Here is a 20,855-nt window from a genome sequence, read left to right on the forward strand (position 1 = left end):
GATGCCTGGGACGACCGAATAAGCCTGATCAACCTGGGCGCCTTCGAGGGCAACACAGGTCCGTGACCATGCTGGATCCAGGCTCCAGAGCGTGCGCCGACGGGCGTGTCAGCGATCTTGTGTAAGTCGGGTGGTGTCATTGGATGCTGAGCCGGTCCTCGAAGAAGAGTGAGAACTGGTTCAGTGCTTCTTTCCAGTGTGCGGCGACGTGGTTGGCGTCGCGCGCTTTGGGGTTGATCTGCTCGCGGACCGCGAGGTAGAGGACTTTCAACGCGGCCTGTTCCGAGGGGAAGTGGCCGCGGTTGCGGGTGGCTTTGCGGAGCCGCGAGTTGATCGATTCGACCATGTTCGTGGAGTAGACCACCGTCCTTATGGCCGGCGGGAACGCCAGGTAGGGCGTGAACTCAGGCCAGGCCGAACGCCAGGTCCGCACGATCGCCGGATAGCGTTCGCCCAGCTCAGACGCCTCGAACGCGTCGAGGGCCTGCTCGGCGGCCGCCTCGGTCGGCGCTGTGTAGACCGCCTTCAGCGCGGGCAGCAGCTTCGGGTGGTCCCGCACCGACGACAGCCGGAGCGAGGTCCTGGTCAGGTGGATCACGCAGGTCTGGACGGTGGCCTTGGGCCAGGTCGCGGTGACCGCGTCGGGCAGGCCCTTCAGGCCGTCGCAGGCCACGATGCACACGTCCTCGATGCCCCGGTTCCGCAGCTCGGAGAGCACCGCCATCCACGTCGTGGCACCCTCGCCCTCGGAGCCGACCCACAGCCCGAGGACGTCCTTGCGGCCGTCCATGTCGACGCCGACAGCCAGGTAGACGGGCTTCGAGGACACCGAACCGGACCGGATCTTCACCCACAGCGCATCGATGTAGATGATCGGCCAGACCGCGTCCAGAGGCCGGTTCTGCCAGCTCACGAGCTCGTCGATGACCGCGTCGGTGACCTTGCTGATCAGGTCCGGGCTGACCTCGACCCCATAGATCTGGGCGAGGTGGGAGCGGATGTCGCGCACGCTCATGCCGCGGGCGTAGAGCGAGAGGATCCGGTCGTTGAACCCGGCGAGCCGGCGGGCGTTCTTCGGCACCAGACGCGGCTCGAAGTCACCGTTGCGGTCCCTGGGAATCCCGAGCGTGACCACGCCGGCATCGGTCAGGACCGTCTTCGGCGAGGTCCCGTTCCGCGAGTTCCCCGACCCGTGACCTGCCGGATCCCCACGCTCGTAGCCGAGGTGTTCACTCATCTCGGCTTCCAGAGCCCGCTCCAGCACGGCCTTGGTGATCTCCGTCAGCAGCCCGCCCTCACCCAGCAGGGCCGTCCCGGAGGCGTCAGCCTTGTCGAGCAGCCGCTCGACCACCTCATCGACCGTCTTGTCACCGGCCGCCGAGGCGACTGGCTCTGTCTTGTCTGTCATGACTCGTCCGATCCGCCTGGCCCACAGGCCCGAGGCCGAGCCCCGTGCCAGGCTGCCACATCACGGACTTACACGATCTTTCAGACACATCCGCGCCGACTTGGCCTTGATACTGCTGCCCGTCGTGGAACTGCCGCACTGAGGTTAAACGTCAAGGTGAGGACCTGTTCCGCAAAAGGCAGTGCTTCGTGGTGGCGTCCGAGGTAGTGGTAGGTGGTCGCCAGGTTGTTGCGGGCAAGCTGGGTTTCGGGGTGGTCGGGGCCGAGGATGCGCTCATGAGCTGCGAGTGTCTGCACCTTGAGGTTGAGGGCTTGGTCATGGTGACCGAGTCGGGACAGAGCAGTGGCCAGGTTGTTGTGGATCGTGAGGGTGTCCGGGTGGTCCGGTGCCAGGATGTCGGAAGCAAGGCGAACCATGAACTGCCAGTAGTCGTGGGCGGTGCTGTACAGGCCGACGCGCAAGAGGCTGTTCCCGGCCCGGAAGAGGACGAAGTGCACTTCACCGGACCAGAGGTGGGGGCGGACGTTGACGTGGAGGGTGTCGGTGTTGGCGCGTAGGACTGCGGCCAGTTCGCGGTGGGGCTCCTCCGGGTCCGGCCAGTCCTCGTTCAGAGCATCTGCAATCGGCAGGGCCAGCCGGGGCTGATGCGCGGCCGGAGTCGTCTCGCGGACGGCCCGGGCGGTGAGGGCGTGGATGCGGATCTGCTGGTGGGGCGAGCGCGGATCGTACGTGATGAGGTGGTACCGGTCCAGGGCCAGCAGCGCCGAGCGGGCGTGCTCCCACGTCACCTGCTCGCGCGGTACGCCATCCGGCCGCTGTTCCGTGAGGTGGCCGAGAAGGGCGTCGGTACGCCACAGCGACTCCGGGTGCCCCGCCGGGTCCAGCAGGGCGACGACCCGGAGGACGTGTTCGGCCAGGCCCACCGGTCCTGTCCGGTTGGCGGCGGCCAGGGAGAGCAGGAGGGCGGCGGCGACTCCGCGGCCGTAGCGCTCCGTGTCCGCCCAGCCGGGCAGCAGCTCGTCCAGGTGCCGGCCGCTGTCCGCCAGCCGTTGCAGGTACGCGGTGGCGGTGAGGCGCTCGTTGACCAGGTACGCGGCGGCGTGGCCGAGCGCGAGCGGAAGCCGGCCCAACTCCCCCGCCAGCAAACCGGCCCGGCCCTCCAGCAGGTGACCGGCGCCCTCGCCCGCGAGCCGGGTTTCGAGGTAGTCGACGGCCTCCTCGGGCGTGTACAGGTCGACGTCGATGCGCGTCCGGTTGCCGCCGGTCATCCGCACGTCGTGCAAACGGCTGGTGGAGAGCACCCACCCGTTCGGCCCGGCCGGCCACCACGGCCCGACCGCGTCGGGGTCCGTTACGTCGTCCAGTACGACCAGCCAGGACCTGGAGGTCGTCGCAGCCCAGGCCAGGAACGACCGCGCGTCGGCCAACGGATCCGCGCCGTCCGCGCCGGGAGCCCGTACGAGCCGGGCGGCCTGGGCGTACAGCGTGACGATCTGCTGGACCTCCGTGGCCGGGATCCACAGGACGAGGTCAACACCCTTACCCACCGCCTCCGTTGCGTACGCGGCGGCCAGCTGGGACTTGCCGACACCCCCGCCGCCGGACAGCACCTGGGTGAGGACGGCGGGCCCGCCGGCGTTGCGGGCCGCGTCGATGGCGGCCCGCAGCCGCGGGCGCGGCTGGAACGCGGTCGCGAGCAGCGGGACCGCGCCCACGCGCAACGGCCAGGCGACCGGGGCGGGCGCGGCTGCCGCGTGGACGTGTTTGTCGCCGGTGACCAAGTCCCCGGCGATGTCCGTCCGGTTGCCGTCACCGCTGATGCCCAGCCCGAGCCGCTCGCCCGCCGAAATCCCGCGCTCACCTGCTGTCGGCGCCCGGCTGCCGCCGCGGTCCTCGCCTTTGCTCCGCTGCCACCACCTGCTCGTCACGGCCGGGTCTGGTTCCCGTCCCCGGTGATGGCTTCCCCGACGGTACGGCCGACGACGCCGCGATCGCCCGGGCGGGCCAGGTCGCCGCCGGGCGCGGCCGCGGGCGGGGTCGTGGGTGCCGGCACCTGCGGGGCCTGGCCGGTGACCACGTTGTTGTCCCCCGTGATCGCACGGCCGATGACGTCGGCCTGCACGGAACGGGCACCCGTCTGCGGTGCGGGTGCCTCCGGCCGGGTCAGCACCCACAGGGACACCGCCAGCGCGATCACGCTCACGACGGCCCCGATGACGCTCGCCATCTTGTCGGCCTTGTCGAGGTCCACCGCAGCCATGGCCACCAGGCAGCCGATCAGCCCTGCCGCGAACACCCCGGCCGCCACCTGCCACGCACGCCGCGCCCCACCCTGAACTGCCATGCCAACCCCCACTGTCGGGCCGAAGAGCCTGTCTCCCGCGCTCTTCCCCAACCTATTCCCCGCCCGGGCGCGCCATCCCCGGTTCGCGCCGACTGGAGAGTGACCCGGGCGGCGTCCCCGCTCGGCCTTACGGTGTGACCGGGGGAGTGGCCAGTACGCCGAACCACTGCTCGGCACCCCACTCTTCGAAACGGTCCGCCTCCGTGAAGCCCAGCTTCGCCGCGAGGCGCATCGCGCGGGTGTTGGCGGTCTGGGTGCAGAGCACCACCGGCTCGTCGGGGAGGGCGCCGGCGAACCAGCCGAGTGCCGCCGTGCACGCCTCGGCGGCGTACCCGTACCCCCACGCCTCCGGCAGGAACAGGTAGCCGAGTTCGGTTTCGCCGCCGTCCGGCCGGACGTGCCCCGGACGCTCCGCGCCGCGCCGGTCGAGCGTGACCATGCCGACCATCGACCCGTCGAGCTCCACCACGAACAGGCCGGGCCGCTGCCCGGGCACCTCCGGCACGGCACGTTCGAGTTCGGCGCGCGGCCGCGATCCACCGGTGTACGTGCCCACCTCCGGAGAGGCGAACAACTCGATGAACGCGGCCCGGTCCCGGGCTTCGGACGCGCGGAGCACGAGCCGTTCGGTCCGAATGGGGGCGGTGGGCCAGGCGTCGGATGGGAGTTCGGTCATGGCCGCAACCTAACCGTTCTTAGCGATATTGGCTATTGCTGGCCGAATCGCTTGAAACCGGACTGGTCCGGTGACCCCGCGAACGGTGTTCGGGGTCTGGGAGCAGCGCGAGTTGGTGCGTCGTCCAATGGTCACCGAGGCGCCGTGGTGGCGGGTGACGGTGGTCTGCTGGTTGGTCTGCTGGAGCGGGGCCCGCCAATAGCGGTCGCCCCAGATGCTGGTGTAGGCCGGGTCGACGGCGATGACGACGAGGCCGGCGTGGAAGGCCATCGACCGCAGGCGCTCGCGGAAGCGGGCGGTGGGGATACCGGCGACGGTCCGGCGGAAGGTCTTCCCGCGTCGGCCTCGACCCATGGTCTCGCGGCCGGTGGCGCAGGCGTCGTCGAAGCCCAGGTTCTCGATCGCGATACCCGCGCACCGGTGCCCGCGCGCGATGCGGAGCAGCTCGGAGATCGCGGCGCGCAGTCGGCCGTCCCGCTGGCTTGTCGGGCCGGTCAGGTTGAGGGGCACCGTGATCGGTGCGCCGACGGGGTTGCCGTGCTCGTCGAGGATGTAGGCGGCGAGGTGGTCGGCGTTCAGGTCGACGCCGAGCAGCCGCCCGCCGGACTGCCGGATTTCTTCCGGGGTGGGGAGGGCGGCGGGCTCGGCGCCCCAGGAGGCGTCGAGGTACCAGCGGTCACGGGCCGGTTCGTGGACGAAGTCGTAGCGCACGGCCCGGTTCGCGGTGGCGCGGTCGAGCCACTCCTCGCGGCGGTGGTGGAAGGTGATGGCGAAGGAGAACCGGTAGCGGCCACGGGCTGTGTTCGCCAGATGCCGCAGCGGCTCGGGCAGCACCATCGTCACCTCGCCCGTCTCCGGGTGGACGGTGATCGTGTAGTTGCCGTACGGGGCGCCGGACTCTCCGTCGGCGGTCAGGAACAGCCGGGCGGCGTCCCACCGCTGCCGCCACTGCTCGACGGTCAGCTGCGCGTCGGCGAGGTTGTGCCGGGTCTTGAGCAGGCGCCGGCCGCCGACCACGATCGCCGGCCGCCCGGCGTCGATGCGCGACTCGACGGCCGCGAGACGACCCCGAAGGACCTGGAGACGGCGCTGCTTCTCGAAGCGCTCGGCCTGGGTGGGGTAGCCACGGACGCCGCTCTTCGATCGCTGCCCGCACGGGACCTCCAGCCCGCTTCTCGACGGTGCGCACCGCGCGGCGCAGGGACGCGCGCTCGTCGAAGAGGGCGCGGGTGGAGAGCTGGTACTGGTCCTCCGAGGCGCGGGTCATCGCCCCGGCCCAGCGGGAGGAGGAGAGTGCCGTGAGGGACTTCTTGCGCGGGGCGCGCTGGTTGTCCTTGACCGCGACCTTGCCCAGGCCGATCCGCTCGGCGAGGTCGGCGCGTTGGTGGCGGCCGAGGTGGACGCCGACCCGGCGCAGCACCTCGGCATCCGCGGCGCTGACACGGGCGCGGTCACGAATGCGGGCGCCGGTGGGCGCGGAAACAGTGAAGGAGGCTGCGATCGTCCGGAGTCTGCGCTTCCTGCGGCGCTTTCCCGCCACGATCACCACACCTTCCCGAATGCCTTCCTCAACCAACAAGGAAAATCCCACGCATGGCCAACTAAGGCCTACAAATCACCATACCCAGTGGTGGACTTGACCGCCGTAGTAAGGGCGCGCACCTTCGCCGACCGGGCGCCGTACAACCGGCCGGAGAACGAGGTGACGACCGCGAGCATGTCCCGCGCCAGATCCTCCTCCTCACTGCCCTCCAGCTCCTCGTCCCCGCCCACGATCCCCAGCCGGCACCCCCACGACGGCAGTACCACCTCCGCCAGCAGACCCGCACCGAACCGGGCCAAGCACTCCTCGTGCGTCACCAGAAGCACCGTCACCGCCTCAGCCTGACACGCCCGCAGCGCCCGCCGCATCCCCTTGTGCTTGTCCGACAACCCCGAGGCGACATCGGTGAACTCACCGGCCACGACCCGGCCCCCGGCTGCCACAAGGAGACGATCCATCTGCCGGTTCAGATCGCCCTCGGCCCGCTGCCGGTGCGAGGACGCCCGCCCGTACAGCACCACCGACCCGGTCTCCAGCAGACCCGGGTTACCCCGCCGGCGAGCCGCGGCGTCCAGATCCCCCACCCGGAACACCCTCCGCCCCCGGGCTACCGGCGGTTCTCCAACACCCCTTCCAGGGTGTAGCGGCGCAACGTCCGCGTGGACACCCCCAGCCTCTTCGCCGCCTTACCCGAAGAGATCCACACATCACCCGCATCACTCATGTGGGGGACTGTATGACCCACCGCGGCCTACAACCGAATCAACTGCTGCCAACCCGGCCGCCGGTCCTCAGCCCTCTGCCGGGCCGGTGATCGTCTTTCTGACGACCGGCCTGCGGCCGGGCCTTCCTCAGCCGGGGCAGTCTGCTCGGTGAACGATCCAAGTGGGTGACCTTCTCGGCGAGGTTGAGCATGGGGTGCTCGTGCTCGATGTCGCGCAGGCGGTCACGGTATTCCCGCTCGGCCCTCGCGGCGGCAACGGAAGCCGGCACGGCCATGGCCACCTCGGGAGCGTTCGCCGGGCACAGGTACCGGTCGCTCCCCGGCTGCGGAGGCTGACGCTTCACGCGCCCACGGTACGCGGGTGCACGCGACCGCGTCAGCCCATCGCGCGGCGGGGAAGGTGCACCGGGCGGCGGCGGTTCGCCGGCCGCCCGACCGCCCCGATATTCGCTTGCCTGCCCGACGGCACCTGCGCGAACGTCAACTGGCCACTGTCCAAAGCCCACCGTTCAATCCCCACCGCCCAGCCGACGAACGCAGAGCCGATGACCGAGCAGACCAGACCCAGGGCCGAGCGGCCGGACCCGACGACGACCGGCCACCCCGTCGACCACGAACTCGTGGCGGCCGCCGCGCACCTCGCCCGTACCCGCTGCCGCGGCGACAACCACACCATGGCGGCCGCGGCCCGTGCCGAGGACGGCCGGATCATCACCGCCGTGAACGCGTACCACTTCACGGGCGGCCCCTGCGCCGAGCTGGTCCTCATCGGCACGGCCGCCGCGCAGGGCGCGTACGCGCTGCGCACGATCGTGGCGGTGGGCGACCGGGACCGAGGGGTCGTACCGCCCTGCGGCCGGTGCCGGCAGGTCCTCCTCGACTACTTCCCCGGCCTCCAGGTCATCGTCGGCGCGGGCGACCGCATCCGCAGCGTCCCGGTTGCCGACCTGCTGCCCGACAGCTACGTCTGGGCCGACCACCAAGTGGATGCCGAATGAACCGGCCCTTCCCGGACGAGCCGGAACTGCCGCCTCTCCCGCAGCCCGTCCCGCAGCCCGTCCCGCGGCCGGACGCCGAGCCGGTGTGGCTGGCCGCCGCGAACGTCGTCGCCTGGCGGCGCTGCGGCCCCGGCGGCCGGGAACTGCGCCCCGGCACGAAGTCGTTCAAGGGCGGTGCGAAGGTGTACGTGGCCCGCGTGTACTGGGGTCCCGGCGGCGACCGGGTCACGGCGGTGGGACGCGAGCGGCACACCGGGCGCTGGATCGTCATCGACACGGCGACCCGCCACCTCCACAGCTTCCGCCCGAAGCTCGTGCACACCCCGCGGGTGCTGGAACGGCTGGGCTCGGCGCACCGTGCCGGCGGCTTCACCGGTCCGGAGCGGACGGCGGAGGTCTGCGAGACGCTGGAGCGGTACGCGCGCCAGTACCGCGCCGAGATCGCGCCGCGGAGCCCGCATCCGGACCGGTGCCTGTGTCACGCCTGCCTGGCCGGGGAGACGGGGGCGGCCGGGGAGACCGGGGCGGCCGGGTGACCGTTCCGGTCAGACGTGCAGCTCCTTCGGGAACCCGGTCCGGCGGAGCGCGGCCGGCAGGTGCCCGGTGTCGTTGAACATCAGCACTGCGGGCGGCCGGCCGGGCGCGTAACGGATCACCGTCAGCGCGGCGTTGGCGTGGTTGATGCCCATCCAGCGCCATGCCGGGGCGTCGAGGGCGGCCCGTACGAGCCAGCCGGCGAGGAAGTTGTGGGTGACGACGAGCTCGTGGCGCGGCTCGTCCCCGAGGACGGGCCCGGTGAACTGCGCGAGCGCGGCCGCCGCGAGCCCGGGGCCCTGCTCGCGCTCCTCGGCGGGAAAGCCGTCCAGGAACCCGAGCATGCCGTCGGCCGCCTCCGCGGGCAGCTCTTCCCGCGCCGGCACGTACGGTACGTAGTCCCCGGCGGCGTCGGACTCCCGGAGCGGCACCCCGTCGAGCCGCTCGCCGACCAGCCGTGCGGTCTCCGCGGCCCGGGCCGGCGGCCCGTGGTGCACCGCCGCCAACGGCACCCCCCGAAGCCGCTCCCCGAGCAACCCGGCCTGCTCCCGCCCCGCAGCGCTCAGCGCACTCTCGTCGGCGGTCGCCTCACCGTGACGGGTGAGGTAGAGGAAACGATCAGCCGTGCCGGTCATGCGAGCCCCCGACTGAATTCCGGTCGATCTTGCGGACCCTTTGAGGGACGCCGATCTCCGCGGGGCGGTTCCGGGGCGGTGCGAGGTCGGCCGATGGCGTGTCACCTCCGTGGTCCGTGCCGGACGGCCCGCAACCATGGGGGGGGACCCGACCCCGATACGCTGGCTTTTGCAGAAGGGAGCCGCACCATGAGCACTTCGGCCGCCGACTACAGCGCCGGCATCGATCCGGAACGGGCCTTGAAGTACGCCGTGCAGCACATCCGCGGTGATCGGGTCCAGATCGTCGAAGGGACGATCGAGCCAGTGACGCCTACTTGGGACCACGAGCGTGCGGCCAAGCTGATTCGCCGGCAGATCGCGGCCAGAGTGGAGGACCTCGGCTGCGTCGAAGGGTCGGGAAACCTGGACCTGCCCGGTTCGTCCAACTGGTACGTGCCGGACATCGCAGTCGTCCCCGAGGAGCTCGCCAAGGGCGGTTCCGCACTGGTTCCCGACCAGACCTTGCTCATCGTCGAGGTGACGAGCGAGTCGAACGCGGACACCGACCGCATCGTCAAGCGCGGCCGCTATGCCGAGTACGGTGCTCCGCTCTACCTCTTGATCGACCGGATGGAACAGTCAGCCACCCTGTTCGCCGAACCGGGCCGCCTCGGTTACACCCGGGTGGACGGCCCCCACCCGTTCGGCACGCCGATCCGCCTTCCAGAGCCGTTCGACCTGGTCCTCGACACCGGCAATCTCTGACACACGGCCGGCCCGTCGGCTCGAACAACGATCGGCCGTGTCCGCCCCGGCACCAGCGACTGAAGCGACCGAAGCGACTCACCTTCGGAAACGCCGCAACGAATACCCCTCCGACACGCCGCTCATATCGGGCAAAACACCCAGGCCGCCGATAGTGTGGCTCGCCCATCGCTGCAAAGCTCGGCTCCATCCCGCAGCTCCGGACCTCACGGCAGCAACCGGCCCTCGCCCCGCCACTCGAACACCACCTGGGTCACGCCCCCGCACCTGCGGGGATGGTCCGTCTCGCGGTCGCGGTCGCGGGGTCGGGTGTGGTCCGGCGTTCCGGGCAAGGGGAACCCCCGCCGCGCGGGGGAGGGCGGCGGGGGTTGGCCGGCGGTGGGGAGAGCGGGTTGGAGGCGCCGGCTCCTCCGGGGTGGTGGGGTCACCGTACGCCGAGCAGGGCTGGAACAACACCCCTTCGGATGGCTTGATTTCGCGGTTCAGGGGAGAGGGTTGCGTTGTGTCACGCACGCTTCCCGGACGGCGTGGGATCCCCGTCCGGACCCGGAACCGGAAGCGGCGGCCGTACTCCGCAGCAGTGCAGAGCACGGCCGCCCCGGTGGACGGCGTGGCGGGACCGGTCAGCGGTCGGTGTCCGGGATCCAGGAGCCGTGGATGCCCGCCGGGACGCGGCGGGGGAGGTGGACGGTTGCGACGCGGGTGAGGGAGGAGGCGTCGAGGACGAGGAGGTGGGAGGCGTCCTGCTTGAGGTCGGAGACGACCGTCAGGAGGTAGCCGTCGTCCTCGGCCGCGGCCTGAGCGGACGGGACGAAGACGGCCTCGCTCGGCAGCCGGGCGTCACCGGCCGGCTGGATCCGGCGGGCTCCGGTGGTCCGGTCGTACTTGACGATCCCGTAGCCGCCGAAGCCGTTCTCGTCGGGGAAGGCGATCGCGTACTGGTAGCGGTTCTCGGCGCCGAGGTACGCCTCGTTGAGGGTGGGGAATTCCACCGGCAGGTCGTCGACGATCTGCTCGTCCACCGTGCCGTCGGTCAGGTCGACGACCCAGCGCCGGGTGTACGAGCGCACCCCGGGCTCGGTGCCGCGGTCCGGCGCGCCGACCCACCAGTTCCAGGAGAGCCGGAACCCCTCCCGGTCCACCGTCGGCCCCTCCAGCACGATGCGGCCCAGGCTGTCCTCGAACGCGTTGGACACGTGCAGCATGCTGCCCGGCTCGATCGAGAACCAGCGGATGTGCCGCGCACCGCCCGCCCCGCGCGGCATGACGCCGATCCGGGCGGGCTGCTCGTCGCTCCAGCCGTACGGGATTCCGGAGTGCTCGTCCGGGTCGAACGTGACGCTGCCCTCGGCGAACACCACGTGCCGGCGGGTCAGCGCGAAGTCGTGCTTGAGCGCGGCCGTGGCCCCCGGGACCTCGCCGCTGTGCACGATGCCGCCCTTGGCGTCGGCGACGTAGTACATCAGGTACGGCGGGAACGGCGAGGACCCGAAGAAGTGCAGCTCCCCGGTCAGCGGGTCCTCCTTGGGGTGCGCGGTCATCGCCCCGCGCAGCCGGCCGCCGAAGTCGTACGCGCCCACGGTCTCCAGCTCGGGCGTGAGCTCGAACGGGAGGTTCGCCTCGCACAGGGCCAGCAGCCGGCCGCCGTGCTCGATGACGTGCGTGCCGGCGGTGCTGGCGGTCAGGTCGGGTCCGTGCTCGGTCATGTACGGGGCGCCGTCGAGGGCGGGGGTGTGCACCCAGCGGTTGCGGTACCACTCCGCGCGGCCGTTCTGCAGCCGGATGCCGTGGACCATGCCGCTGCCCTTGAACCAGTGGGCGGGGGTGATGCCGGGCTTGGGGTTGTGCCCGTTGCGGATCAGCCGGCCGGTCAGCTCGGGCGGCAGGGTGCCCTCGACGGTGAGCTCGGTGGCGGTGACCTCGTCGACGACGGGGGTGTAGTGGCCGGTGAGGTAGGGCGGCTTGGCGGTGCTGGTCATGGTGAGTAACCCCTTTCGGTGAGCTGTTGATTGATTTGGCGTCAGGTGTTTTGGATGTGTTGTGCAGGAAGGGACTTGCGGGACGTACGTGCTCCCGCGCCGCCCCGCCCCAGCAGCAGGGCGAGTACGGCCGCGGCGGCCACGACCGCGGCCGAGACTGCGAAGGCGGTGCGGTAGCCGGCGGTGAGCGCCTCCGCCGCCGGGTGTGCGACGGCCGTGCGGGCCGTGACCGACCCCGCCAGCGTGGTCAGCGCGGCCAGCCCGATCGCCCCGCCGACCTGCCGGGTCGTGTTCACCAGGCCACCGGCGAGCCCGGCGTCCTGCGGCGGTACGCCCTCCACTGACAGTGCGGTGAGCTGCACGAACGCCACGCCGAACCCCAGGCCGACCACGACCGTCGGACCGAGCAGATCGGTGAGGTAGCCGCCGCCCGCGTCGATCCGTGACAGCCACAGGAATCCGGCGGCCTCGGTGAGCAGTGCCGCGGTCACGGTCGCCGTGGCGCCGATCCGCCGGGCCAGCCGCGGGGCGAGCGTGGACCCGAGCATGTTGGCCGCGGCGAAGGGGAGTTGCCCGGCCCCGGTGGCCAAGGGGCCCGACCCGAGGACGTGTTGCTGGTACAGCGGCAGGAAGAAGAACAGGGCGATCCACACGGAACCCATCAGGGCCATCAGCAGATTGCCCACCGCGACCCCGCCGGTCCGGAACAGCCGCGGCGGCAGCAGCGCGTCCGTCCGACGCCGCTCGACGGCGCCGAACACCGCCAGCAGCCCGGCCGCCGCGGCCAGCGACCCCAGCACCGCGCCGTCGCCCCAGCCGGCGGACCGCGCCGAGGTCAGCCCCCAGACCAGGGAGGTCAGGCCGAGCGTGACGACGACGGCCCCGCTCAGGTCGAACCGTCCGCGAGGGCCCCCACCACGACCCCCGCCGTCTCCCGGCACGAACACCACCACCGCCGCGAGGACCAGCAGCGATCCCACCGCCACGGAGTGGAAGAGCCAGGGCCACCCCCACGCCTCCGTCAGCACACCGCCGAGCAGCACGCCGCCCGCCCCGCCCGCGCCGGAGACCGCACCCCACACGCCCAGCGCCCGGCCCCTGGCCGGCCCCGAGGGGGAGCGGGCCAGTGCCAGGGCGAGCGCCACCGGGGCGATCGCGGCCGCCCCCACCCCTTGCAGGGCACGCGCCGCGATCAGGACGCCGGGCGTCGTGGCCAGACCCGCCGCGGCCGAGGCCGCCGCGAACAGACCGAGCCCCGCGAGCAGCACCCGGCGCCGGCCGAGCAGGTCACCGGCCCGGCCGCCGGCCAGCAGCAGCGCCCCGAAGGCCAGCCCGTACGCGTTGACCGCCCAGGTGGTGCCGCCGTCCGAGAGCCCGGCCCCGGCCCGGATCTGAGGGAGCGCCACGTTGACGATCGAGGTCGCGAGCATGACCGTGAACTGTGCCGCCGCGAGCGCCGAGAGCACCGCTCCCGGCCGTGCCCCGGCGACAGCCGATGCGGCGGCCGATGCGGCGGCCGATGCGGCGGCCGATGCGGCGTCCGATGCGGCGGCGGAGCCGGCCCGGCCCGTCTGAGTCCGTACTGCGTTCATGCCGCACAGACTCGTGCCGCCCGCTGTCCACCCACCAGGCCCGCCGGCCGCGGGCACTGTCCACTCCTGTCCGCACCTGTCCAGCCGCCCCGGCGGCCCGGCGCACACCCGGGCCACGGCGCACACCCGGCGCCGCGGCACACCCCCGGCGGCGAGCCGCCCCGGGGCTCCCTACCCTGCCACCTCCCGCCCCCACAGCACCCCGCACAGCAGGTCCAGCCCCTGCCGCACGTGCCGCCGGTACGTCCCGTACGGCAGGCCCAGCCGCCGCGCCGCAGCCTCCTGCGTCGGGGCTCCGGAGAAGTAGCCGGCCGCCAGGGCGTCCCGGGCCCGCACCCCGCGCGGGTCGCCCGCCAGGTCCTCGACCACGTCCCGTACCAGCGTGCGCAGCTCCTCGACCGGGTCGGCCGCATCCGCCACCAGCCGGGTCCGGAGCAGCGCGCACGCGGCGAACGCGTCCCGGTCCCGCCAGTGCGTCAGCGCCTCCCGTACCGCCCGGTCGAAGGCGGTACGGGAGAACGGCGACGGCCCGGCCGAGGCGGGCGCCGCCGGCGAGATGAACCGCATCAGCCACGACTCCACCGGCACCCCGCGCCAGTCCACGCCGAACACCCCGTACGTGTACGGCCCCACCCGCGGCCGCGCCCCGGTGTCCTCCAGCGTCCCCCGCACCCGCTCGCCCCACGCCTCCGCGTCCCGGAACACGGCGAACCCGTACGCCCGGCCCCGCGCCCGCGCCGCCTCCGCCTGCGCCCGGGAACTGCTCAGGTCGATCACCCGCGACGGCACCTGGTACTGCCCGGGGTAGACCGAGAAGCGGCTGATGCCGATGTGCTCGCCGGGCCGCACCGGCGCGGTCGCCTCCGTGTACGCCCACGCGGCCGCGACCACCGGGTCCGCGGCCAGGTCCGCCGGGTCGGGCGGCGCCGGCAGCGCCAGCCGGGCCGTGAACGCCACGATCCGGCCGGTGCTCACCAGCCGGTAGACGCTGAACGCCTCCGGCCGGCGCCGCGCCCAGTACCGCACCAGGTCCGCCGACTCCGGACCCTCGGTCTCCTCGGCCATGCGCAGGACGACGTCCAGGTCGTCCGGGTGCAACGGCCGGTCGTGCACCTCGTCCTCGCGGGACCAGGTGCGCAGCCGGGCCAGCGTCTCGCCCTCCCGGTAGAGGTAGAACAGCTCGTCGGTCACCGTCCACACCCGGTCCTCGGGCGCCTCCCGCAGCACCCGCAGGTACTCGTCCGCCAGCCGCTGCCGCACCGTCTCGAAGGCGTGCGGCGCCCGCCAGCGCAGGTCGGCGGCGAGCGTTTCGCGGGCGGCGTCGTGCGGGTGCAGCCCGCGACCGGTGGCCTCCATGAACGGCAGCTCGCGCAGCCAGCCGAAGAGCAGGTGCGCGTCCTCGTCGGGCAGGACCGCCGCCAGCAGCTCCTCGGACGTCGCGTGGGCCTGCGCCGCCACCTCCAGCGCACGCCGGTGGGCCGCCGTCGGCACCTCGCCGATCAGCCCGGCGAGCAGGGTGCGCAGGACGTCCGCCGACGGGGCCCAGATCTCCTCCCGGCCGCAGCCCGCCGAACCCGCGGCGGCGGCGAGGGACAGGGCGAGCGGGTTGCCGCCGGCGAACCGCAGTACCCGGTCCCGGAGTTCCGGCCGGATGTCCGCCGCCGTCAGCAGCCGCCGTGCCTGCTCCTCGGAGAACGGCGCCAGCTCGGCCACGTGCAGCAGCCCCGCCCAGGCCGGGTCGGCGGCCCACTGCGGCTGCGGCGGCCGCCGCCCGCCCAGCACGACCAGCGAATCGTCCGCGGCCCGTGGCAGGAAGTGCTGCCACAGCCGGCTCTCCAGCCACTGGCAGTGCTCGAAGGAGTCCACGAACAGGACCGTCCCCGCCACGTCCAGCAGCGGACCCGCCGCACGCTCGAACTCGGCCGGGTCCCTGCTGACGAACCGGCCGTCGAGCTCCACGAGCAGCCGTCCCTCGGCGCGCGCCCGGTCGGCCATCCGGCGCAGCAGCGTCGACTTCCCGATGCCGCCCGGCCCGTACACGTAGAACGCGAACGGCGCCTGCGGATCGCCGGACAACGCCCTTGAGAACCGACCGAGTTCGTCGCCCCGGCCGATGAAGGTCCGGACCCGCGCCCGGCTCAGGCGCTCACCGACGGAGACCATGCCCACCCCTTCCGCCGCCGTGCTCCTGCTCCTGCGCCTGCTCCTGCTCCTGTTCTTGTTCCTGATGCATGTCCGGGGTCCCGCCCGCGCTACTGCACATGGGCGAGCGCCGCGTCCCCGGCCGGCCCGTCCACCAGCCGGGTGGACTCGTCCACCCGCCGGAAGCGGCCGTCGGCGGCCAGCTCGGCGAACAGGTGCACCTCGATGCGGGAGGTCCGGCCGTCGTGCTTGGTGACGGTGACCGTGTGCCGGTCGGCGTAGCGCAGCCCGTCGCGCAGCTCCTCGTGTACCTCCACGTGGCCGCTGCGGACCAGTTCGCGCAGCCGCGCCATGTGCCGGGCGAAGCCGTCCCGGTCGCCCCATTCACCGTTGGTGCGCTGCCGGTAGTCCGGGGCGAAGTGCCGGTCGATGGCCTCGGCGAGGTCGGGCAGCGGGGCGAACAGCAAGTCGTCGAGGGCGCGGGCGATGCCGGTGGCCGTCAAGGGAGTCTCCAAGTGGTCTGCAGCAATGGGGAGGTCGGGAGGGACCGGGAGCGCGGCTCCCCCCTGGCATGCAGGACGGGCGAACGGCCGTACGAGTTGACTCTGACGCCCGTTCAGAACGCGGCGTATCCACTTCGGTTACCCACGGTAACCGCGATCCGTGCGCGGCACCGGCGCCGGTACGCCGGTTCCGCCCCGCCCGGTGGGACGACCCCGGTCGCGGACACGACCGTCCCGCGTCGCTGACGGAACCCGGCGGCGACCGGTGGGACCGCTCGATGGCCGCCTGGCGGGCCGTGCACACGGCCGACGGGGCCGGGCCGACGGGCGGACCGGCCGCGACGGGCGGACCGGACCCGACACGCTGAGCAGCCCCGAAACGCTGAGCAGCCCCGACACGCTGAGCAGCCGCAACGGGCGGACCGGCCCCGACGCGCTGACCCTCCCCGGCCGCGCGTCCTCAGCCGGCGTCGCCCGCCGCCCGCCGCACCCCGTCCCACAGCCGCTCCGCGTCCTCGCCGCGCCCGAGCGCCCGGTAGGTGGCGCCGAGACTGCCGCGGGCGGTCTCGGTCTTGGGATGGTCGGGCCCCAGGAGGCGCTCCCGCGAGGCGAGGACCTGTTCTTCCAGCGGCAGGGAGTCCTCGGCGCGCCCGAGGCGGTAGTAGGTGTTCGCCAGGTTCACCCGGGCGACCTGCAGCAGGGGGTGGTCGGGGGCGAGCAGGCGCTCCCGCGCCGCCAGGACCCGCTCCTGGAGCGGCAGCGCCTCTTCGAGGCGGCCCAGCTGGAACAGGACGGCGGCGAGGTTGGCCCGCGCGGAATGGACTTCCGGATGGTCCGGGTCGAGGAGGCGTTCCCCCGTGGCCAGCACCACCTCCAGGTGCGGCAGGGCCGCCGCGGGCAGGTCCAGGGCGACGTAGGTGGCGGCGAGGTTGTTGCGCGACCGCTGGGTCCGCGGGTGGTCGGGGCCCAGGAGACGCTCGTACGCGGCCAGGACCGGCTCCTCCAGCGGCAGGGCTTCCGCGGGCCGCCCGAGGCCCGAGTAGCAGTGGGCGAGGTTGCTCCGGGCCGCATGGAGGTCGAGGTCGTCGGGGCCGAGGATGCGCTCGTACGCGGCCACGATCCGCGCGTGCAGCGGCAGGGCCCGCTCGGGGCGGTCGAAGTCGAGATGGATGAGCGCGAGGTTGTTGCGGGCGGTCTGGGCGCGGGGATGGTCGGGGCCCAGGAGACGGTCGAACGCGCCCACGACCTGCTCCTGGAGCACCTGCGCCTCGCCCAGGCGCCCGAGCAGACGGTAGGAGGTGGCGAGGAAGCCGCGGGCGGAATGGGTGTCGGGGTGGTCGGGCCCGAGAGCCTCCCCGAGCCGGGAGACCAGCGCCGCCCAGTGGTCCGCCGCAGCCTGGTGGAAGCCGTTCCACTCCAGGCTGAGACCCGCGCGGAACTCGATCTCGTGGGCGCCGTCCCCGTCCCTGGCACTGTCGCGGAACGGCCGCATGGCGTGGTGGTGCATGAGCACGGCGGCGTTGGCCCGCAGTACGGCGGCCAGGTCGCGCTCGAAGTGGTCGGGGCGCGGCCACACGGAGACCAGCACGTCGGCCGCCATCTCCAGCACGGCCGGCAAGGCCTCCACCGGGACGGCCTCGCGGGTGGCCCGGGCGGTCAGGGCGTGGATGCGGATCTGCCGGTGCGCGGCGCGGGAGTCGTACGTGATCAGGTGGTAGCGGTGCAGCACCCGCAGCGCGGCACGGGCCTGGGCCCAGGTCACGTCCTGCCCGGTGGACTGGGACAGGCGGTGCAGGAGGTCGGGGCTCTGCCACACGGATTCGGGATGCCCGGCCGGATCCAGCAGGCTCGTGACCAGCAGGACCGCGTCGGCCAGCCCGCCCGGGCAGGAGCGGCCGGCCGCTCCGAGCGACAGCAGCAGCGCGGCCGCCACGCCGCGGCCGTACTGCTCGGTGTCGGCCCAGCCGGGCAGCAGCCCGCCGAGGTGCTGCCCGCTGTCGGCGAGCAGGGCGAGGTACGCGGAGGCGGTGAGGTCCTCGTTGACGAGGTACGCGGCGGCATGCCCGAGGGCCAGCGGCAGCCGGCCCAGGGCCTCCGCGAGGTCCGCGGCCCGGTCTTCGAGGAGGTGGGCGGCGCCCTCGCCGGCCAGCCGGGTCCCGAGGTACCCGACCGCTTCCTCGGGCGTGTAGAGGTCGACGTCGACCCGGGTCCGGTTGCCGCCGGTCATCCGGGCGTCGCCGAGCCGGGTGGTGGCCAGGACCCAGCCGTTCGGGCCGGCCGGCCACCAGGGGCCGACCGCGTCCGGGTCGGTCACGTCGTCGAGGACCACCAGCCAGGACCGGTCGGTGGCGGCCGCCCAGTCGAGGAACGCCCGGGCGTCCGCCTCCGGCTCACGGCCCTCGGCCCCGGGTGCCCGGACCAGCCGGGCGGCGTGCGCGTACAGGGCGACGATCTGCTGCGCCTCGCCTGCCGGCACCCACATCACGAGGTCCACGCCCGCCGACACCGCTTCGCTCGCGTACGCGGCCGCCAGCTGTGATTTCCCGACGCCTCCGCCGCCGGCGAGGACCTGCGTCAGGACGGCCGAGCCGGCGGCGGCCCGGGCGGCGTCGACGGCGGCCCGCAGCCGGGGCCGGGGCTGGAACGCGGTGGCGAGCAGCGGCACGGCACCCAGCCGCAGCGGCCAGGTCACCGGAGGCGCGGCGGCCGCATGATGATGGTGGTGCGTGCTGACCTTGTCACCGGCGACGACATCGCCTGCGACGGTGGTCGGGCTGTGGTCGCCGGTGACCCCGAGCGCGATGTTCCCGTCCGCGGAGACCGCCCGCGCACCCGGCTTGTCGCGCCCCCACCGACCCGTGTCGCCGCCCACTGCCATCCCGCCCCCCACCGCGACCTGCCCCGTCCAGGCCAACGTAGCCGTGGACGGGGCAGGACATCCGGTGAAGCCGGAAGACCGCGGGCGCGGACCGTCAGTTGTCGGAGCCGACCGTGTTGTCGTGGCCCGCGTTGAAGACGTCGTCGGCGGCGAACTGCAGCCAGTCGCCGAAGACGATCGTGTACGAGGTGTGCGGGTGGTAGTCGATGTTCACGTCGGCGTTCGCGACACCGGCGCCGCCGAACAGGATCGCGCCGGCGGCAAGGGCGGTGAGGAAGGGACGCATGACAGACACCTCTCGGCAGGAGGGACGGGGAAGCCCCCAAGCTAGGACGTCCGCCCGCCCGCCCTCCCCGCAGCTCCCGGCGCGTCCCTTCGTTCAGCCGATTGGCGGCAGCCGGTACGGCAGCCGGTACGGCGGCCATGCCGGCAGCGACCGAAGCGACCGAAGCGACCGGACTTCCGAGGTGGCGCGAGCAGCGGGGACGACCGGCGGCGGACGGCCGGGCGAGCTGCGGGCCGGGCGGCGGGGTCCGGGCTGCGGGCCCGGGCGCGGATCAGGCCCGGGTGCGGATCAGGACCGGCCGCCGCTGCCGCCCGCTTCCGCGATGTCCAGCAGGCGGTGCATCAGCGCGACCGGCAGCGCCGGATTGCGGGCGGCCTCGCGCGGCCGGCCGTCCGCGCCGAGCAGGGCGACCAGCCGGGGGAGCGGCAGCCGCGGGTCGCCCGCGGCGTGCCCGCCGACCATGGCGTCCGGGTCGTGGGTCAGCCGCTCGACGAGGTCCGGGCCGGCGTCGGGGTCGAACAGGGCGGCGTACCGGAGCCGGGGGTTCGCGTCGTCGGCGAAACGGGCGAGACCGGGGCGCGCGAAGGAGCTGCAGTGCGCCAGCGAGCCCCAGCTCAGCCCGTCCCAGTCGGCGAACATCTCCAGCAGCAGCTCGTGCGGGGCGTGGTCGTTCTCGCAGAGCATGAGCCGTACGAAGTAGTCCTCGTCGGCGGCCAGCCGGGCGACCACGTCCGCCGGCAGCTCGGGCGCGCACGTGACGCCGCGCCGCAGCAGCACGTGCCCCGAGGCCGCGAACGCGCGGAGCGCCGCCGGGTCGCCGAAACGCTCCTCCACACAGGCCGGCACCGGGCGGCGGCCCTTCGGCACGGGATGGTCGACAGCCGCGCGCTGCGCCTCGGTGAGGTCCGCCCGCAGCGACACGGCCAGCCGGACGGCGGGGTCCGGGTCACCGGCCAGGGAGAGGGCGAGCCCGGTGGGCAGGTGCGGATTGGCCGCGGCCGCCCGGCGCAGAGCCGCGTCCTCGTGCGCGGCCAGGTGGGCGGCGAGCGCGGCGTCCACGGGCGCCCGGTGCGCGGTGTCGCGGCGCCGGCCCTCCGCCGTCTCGGCGAGGAACCCGTCGACGGTGGTCGGCAGCGGCGGCTCGGTGTGCGTGGCCCGCTCGACGGCCCGGCGGACCTGCGGATCCGGATCGGCCGTGAGGACCGACCGTATGTCGGGCCGCAGGCGGTCCCAGGAGTGGGCAGCGGCGGCCCGGACGCGGGGGTCGGGGTCCTGCGCGAGGGTGTGCAGTGGCGCGTCGGGCAGGCCGGGCAGGCAGGTGGCGAAGTACCGGATGCGGGGCTCCGGGTCGGCCGCGAGCCGTACGACCGTCCGGGCCGGCAGCGCGACGGCGTAATCGCCGGCGCAGAACACGGCGGCGCGGCGCACGTTCGGATCCGGGTCTTCCGCCAGGGCTGCCAGCTCGGCGGCCGGCAGCTGCGGGTTCTCGGCCACGGTCCGGCGGACGTCCGGGTCGGGGTGTGCGGCGGCGGTGCGGGCCGCCACCGGGGTCAGCCGGCAGTATGCGAGCCAGTGCCGGGCGCGGGGCAGCGGGTCGGCCGAGAACACCCGGAGCTGTACGTCGTCCGGCGCGGCCGGGTTCACGGCCAGGCCGACGATCCACTCCGCGTGGAGGGCGGTGTCGGCCGTGAGCCGCCGTACGGCTTCGTTCCGGGCCGCGGCCGTCGTGGCGACCGTGCCGAACGCCGTTTCTGTGGTGTTATCTGCCCAGGCTGTCATGGAAGTGATCTTCTCAATTCGTTTCTGCAGCCGGGAACCACGTAGACTCGTTGACCGTTCATCCAATGGACTGCCTCGGCCGGCCTC

At 73.3% G+C, this 20,855-nt stretch carries 19 protein-coding genes; 3 read left to right on the forward strand and 16 right to left on the reverse strand.

Going from position 1 to position 20,855, the window contains the following annotated elements:
- Nucleotides 1–136 precede the first annotated feature (136 nt).
- From LG634_RS32740 to LG634_RS32775, 8 genes are all read right to left on the reverse strand, one after another.
- Nucleotides 137–1,408: an IS256 family transposase gene (locus LG634_RS32740; protein ID WP_226739333.1), complete on the reverse strand. Its 1,272-nt coding sequence runs from the start codon at nt 1,406–1,408 to the stop codon at nt 137–139.
- Between the two features lie 80 nt (nt 1,409–1,488).
- Entirely contained in the window at nt 1,489–3,336 is a 1,848-nt protein-coding gene (locus LG634_RS32745; protein WP_226739335.1) for a tetratricopeptide repeat protein, read from the reverse strand.
- Nucleotides 3,333–3,752, reverse strand: a complete 420-nt coding sequence (locus tag LG634_RS32750) for a hypothetical protein (protein ID WP_226739337.1) — start codon at nt 3,750–3,752, stop codon at nt 3,333–3,335. Before LG634_RS32750 ends, LG634_RS32745 begins: the two co-directional genes overlap by 4 nt.
- A 127-nt stretch (nt 3,753–3,879) precedes the next feature.
- Complete coding sequence (locus LG634_RS32755) at nt 3,880–4,428, reverse strand: GNAT family N-acetyltransferase (protein ID WP_226739339.1); 549 nt, start codon at nt 4,426–4,428, stop codon at nt 3,880–3,882.
- 9 nt (nt 4,429–4,437) lie between these two features.
- A complete protein-coding gene (locus LG634_RS32760; protein ID WP_226739341.1) occupies nt 4,438–5,445 on the reverse strand; it encodes a hypothetical protein in 1,008 nt (335 codons plus the stop codon).
- A gap of 591 nt (nt 5,446–6,036) precedes the next feature.
- Nucleotides 6,037–6,555 (reverse strand): recombinase family protein, encoded by a 519-nt coding sequence (locus LG634_RS32765; protein ID WP_226739343.1) that lies wholly within the window; start codon nt 6,553–6,555, stop codon nt 6,037–6,039.
- Between the two features lie 23 nt (nt 6,556–6,578).
- Nucleotides 6,579–6,695, reverse strand: a complete 117-nt coding sequence (locus LG634_RS32770) for a MerR family transcriptional regulator (protein ID WP_226739345.1) — start codon at nt 6,693–6,695, stop codon at nt 6,579–6,581.
- Nucleotides 6,696–6,733: 38 nt separating this feature from the next.
- The gene (locus LG634_RS32775; protein ID WP_226739347.1) at nt 6,734–6,976 is read right to left on the reverse strand and encodes a hypothetical protein; all 243 of its coding nucleotides are present in this window, start codon (nt 6,974–6,976) and stop codon (nt 6,734–6,736) included.
- Nucleotides 6,977–7,240: 264 nt separating this feature from the next.
- On the opposite strand from LG634_RS32775, the gene LG634_RS32780 reads away from it, so the two are divergent.
- Together LG634_RS32780 and LG634_RS32785 are read left to right on the forward strand one after the other, a co-directional pair.
- Nucleotides 7,241–7,693, forward strand: a complete 453-nt coding sequence (locus tag LG634_RS32780) for a cytidine deaminase family protein (protein ID WP_226739348.1) — start codon at nt 7,241–7,243, stop codon at nt 7,691–7,693.
- Nucleotides 7,690–8,229, forward strand: a complete 540-nt coding sequence (locus LG634_RS32785) for a hypothetical protein (RefSeq protein ID WP_226739349.1) — start codon at nt 7,690–7,692, stop codon at nt 8,227–8,229. Before LG634_RS32780 ends, LG634_RS32785 begins: the two co-directional genes overlap by 4 nt.
- A gap of 9 nt (nt 8,230–8,238) precedes the next feature.
- On the opposite strand, the gene LG634_RS32790 is transcribed toward LG634_RS32785, so the two are convergent.
- Entirely contained in the window at nt 8,239–8,862 is a 624-nt protein-coding gene (locus LG634_RS32790; protein ID WP_226739350.1) for a histidine phosphatase family protein, read from the reverse strand.
- A gap of 189 nt (nt 8,863–9,051) precedes the next feature.
- Between LG634_RS32790 and LG634_RS32795 the strand changes: the two genes are divergently transcribed.
- A complete protein-coding gene (locus tag LG634_RS32795) occupies nt 9,052–9,609 on the forward strand; it encodes a Uma2 family endonuclease (RefSeq protein WP_226739351.1) in 558 nt (185 codons plus the stop codon).
- A 623-nt stretch (nt 9,610–10,232) separates the two neighbouring features.
- Here LG634_RS32795 and LG634_RS32800 read toward each other — a convergent pair.
- From LG634_RS32800 to LG634_RS32830, 7 genes are all read right to left on the reverse strand, one after another.
- Nucleotides 10,233–11,588 carry a carotenoid oxygenase family protein gene (locus LG634_RS32800; protein WP_226739352.1) on the reverse strand — a complete coding sequence of 452 codons (1,356 nt, stop codon included), beginning with the start codon at nt 11,586–11,588 and terminating at the stop codon, nt 10,233–10,235.
- A 41-nt stretch (nt 11,589–11,629) separates the two neighbouring features.
- The gene (locus LG634_RS32805; RefSeq protein WP_226739353.1) at nt 11,630–13,180 is read right to left on the reverse strand and encodes an MFS transporter; all 1,551 of its coding nucleotides are present in this window, start codon (nt 13,178–13,180) and stop codon (nt 11,630–11,632) included.
- Nucleotides 13,181–13,351: 171 nt separating this feature from the next.
- Nucleotides 13,352–15,343, reverse strand: a complete 1,992-nt coding sequence (locus LG634_RS38065; RefSeq protein ID WP_264203897.1) for an ATP-binding protein — start codon at nt 15,341–15,343, stop codon at nt 13,352–13,354.
- Nucleotides 15,344–15,432: 89 nt separating this feature from the next.
- A complete protein-coding gene (locus tag LG634_RS32815; RefSeq protein ID WP_226739354.1) occupies nt 15,433–15,825 on the reverse strand; it encodes a nuclear transport factor 2 family protein in 393 nt (130 codons plus the stop codon).
- Nucleotides 15,826–16,285: 460 nt separating this feature from the next.
- Complete coding sequence (locus tag LG634_RS32820; protein WP_226739355.1) at nt 16,286–18,703, reverse strand: tetratricopeptide repeat protein; 2,418 nt, start codon at nt 18,701–18,703, stop codon at nt 16,286–16,288.
- Between the two features lie 94 nt (nt 18,704–18,797).
- Entirely contained in the window at nt 18,798–18,989 is a 192-nt protein-coding gene (locus LG634_RS32825) for a hypothetical protein (protein WP_226739356.1), read from the reverse strand.
- Between the two features lie 288 nt (nt 18,990–19,277).
- On the reverse strand, nt 19,278–20,768 hold the full coding sequence (locus LG634_RS32830) for a HEAT repeat domain-containing protein (protein WP_226739357.1): 1,491 nt from the start codon (nt 20,766–20,768) through the stop codon (nt 19,278–19,280).
- Nucleotides 20,769–20,855: the final 87 nt, after the last annotated feature.

This window comes from Streptomyces bambusae (genome assembly GCF_020532645.1).
Classification (GTDB): Bacteria; Actinomycetota; Actinomycetes; order Streptomycetales; family Streptomycetaceae; genus Streptomyces; species Streptomyces bambusae.

Bases quoted from the DNA above. Each gene is read 5' to 3' on its own strand.
- LG634_RS32740 (WP_226739333.1), bottom strand. From the start codon at position 1,408: ATGACAGACAAGACAGAGCCAGTCGCCTCGGCGGCCGGTGACAAGACG.
- LG634_RS32750 (WP_226739337.1), bottom strand. From the start codon at position 3,752: ATGGCAGTTCAGGGTGGGGCGCGGCGTGCGTGGCAGGTGGCGGCCGGG.
- LG634_RS32755 (WP_226739339.1), bottom strand. From the start codon at position 4,428: ATGACCGAACTCCCATCCGACGCCTGGCCCACCGCCCCCATTCGGACC.
- LG634_RS32770 (WP_226739345.1), bottom strand. From the start codon at position 6,695: ATGAGTGATGCGGGTGATGTGTGGATCTCTTCGGGTAAGGCGGCGAAG.
- LG634_RS32780 (WP_226739348.1), top strand. From the start codon at position 7,241: ATGACCGAGCAGACCAGACCCAGGGCCGAGCGGCCGGACCCGACGACG.
- LG634_RS32785 (WP_226739349.1), top strand. From the start codon at position 7,690: ATGAACCGGCCCTTCCCGGACGAGCCGGAACTGCCGCCTCTCCCGCAG.
- LG634_RS32790 (WP_226739350.1), bottom strand. From the start codon at position 8,862: ATGACCGGCACGGCTGATCGTTTCCTCTACCTCACCCGTCACGGTGAG.
- LG634_RS32795 (WP_226739351.1), top strand. From the start codon at position 9,052: ATGAGCACTTCGGCCGCCGACTACAGCGCCGGCATCGATCCGGAACGG.
- LG634_RS32800 (WP_226739352.1), bottom strand. From the start codon at position 11,588: ATGACCAGCACCGCCAAGCCGCCCTACCTCACCGGCCACTACACCCCC.
- LG634_RS32805 (WP_226739353.1), bottom strand. From the start codon at position 13,180: ATGAACGCAGTACGGACTCAGACGGGCCGGGCCGGCTCCGCCGCCGCA.
- LG634_RS38065 (WP_264203897.1), bottom strand. From the start codon at position 15,343: ATGGTCTCCGTCGGTGAGCGCCTGAGCCGGGCGCGGGTCCGGACCTTC.
- LG634_RS32820 (WP_226739355.1), bottom strand. From the start codon at position 18,703: ATGGCAGTGGGCGGCGACACGGGTCGGTGGGGGCGCGACAAGCCGGGT.
- LG634_RS32825 (WP_226739356.1), bottom strand. From the start codon at position 18,989: ATGCGTCCCTTCCTCACCGCCCTTGCCGCCGGCGCGATCCTGTTCGGC.
- LG634_RS32830 (WP_226739357.1), bottom strand. From the start codon at position 20,768: ATGACAGCCTGGGCAGATAACACCACAGAAACGGCGTTCGGCACGGTC.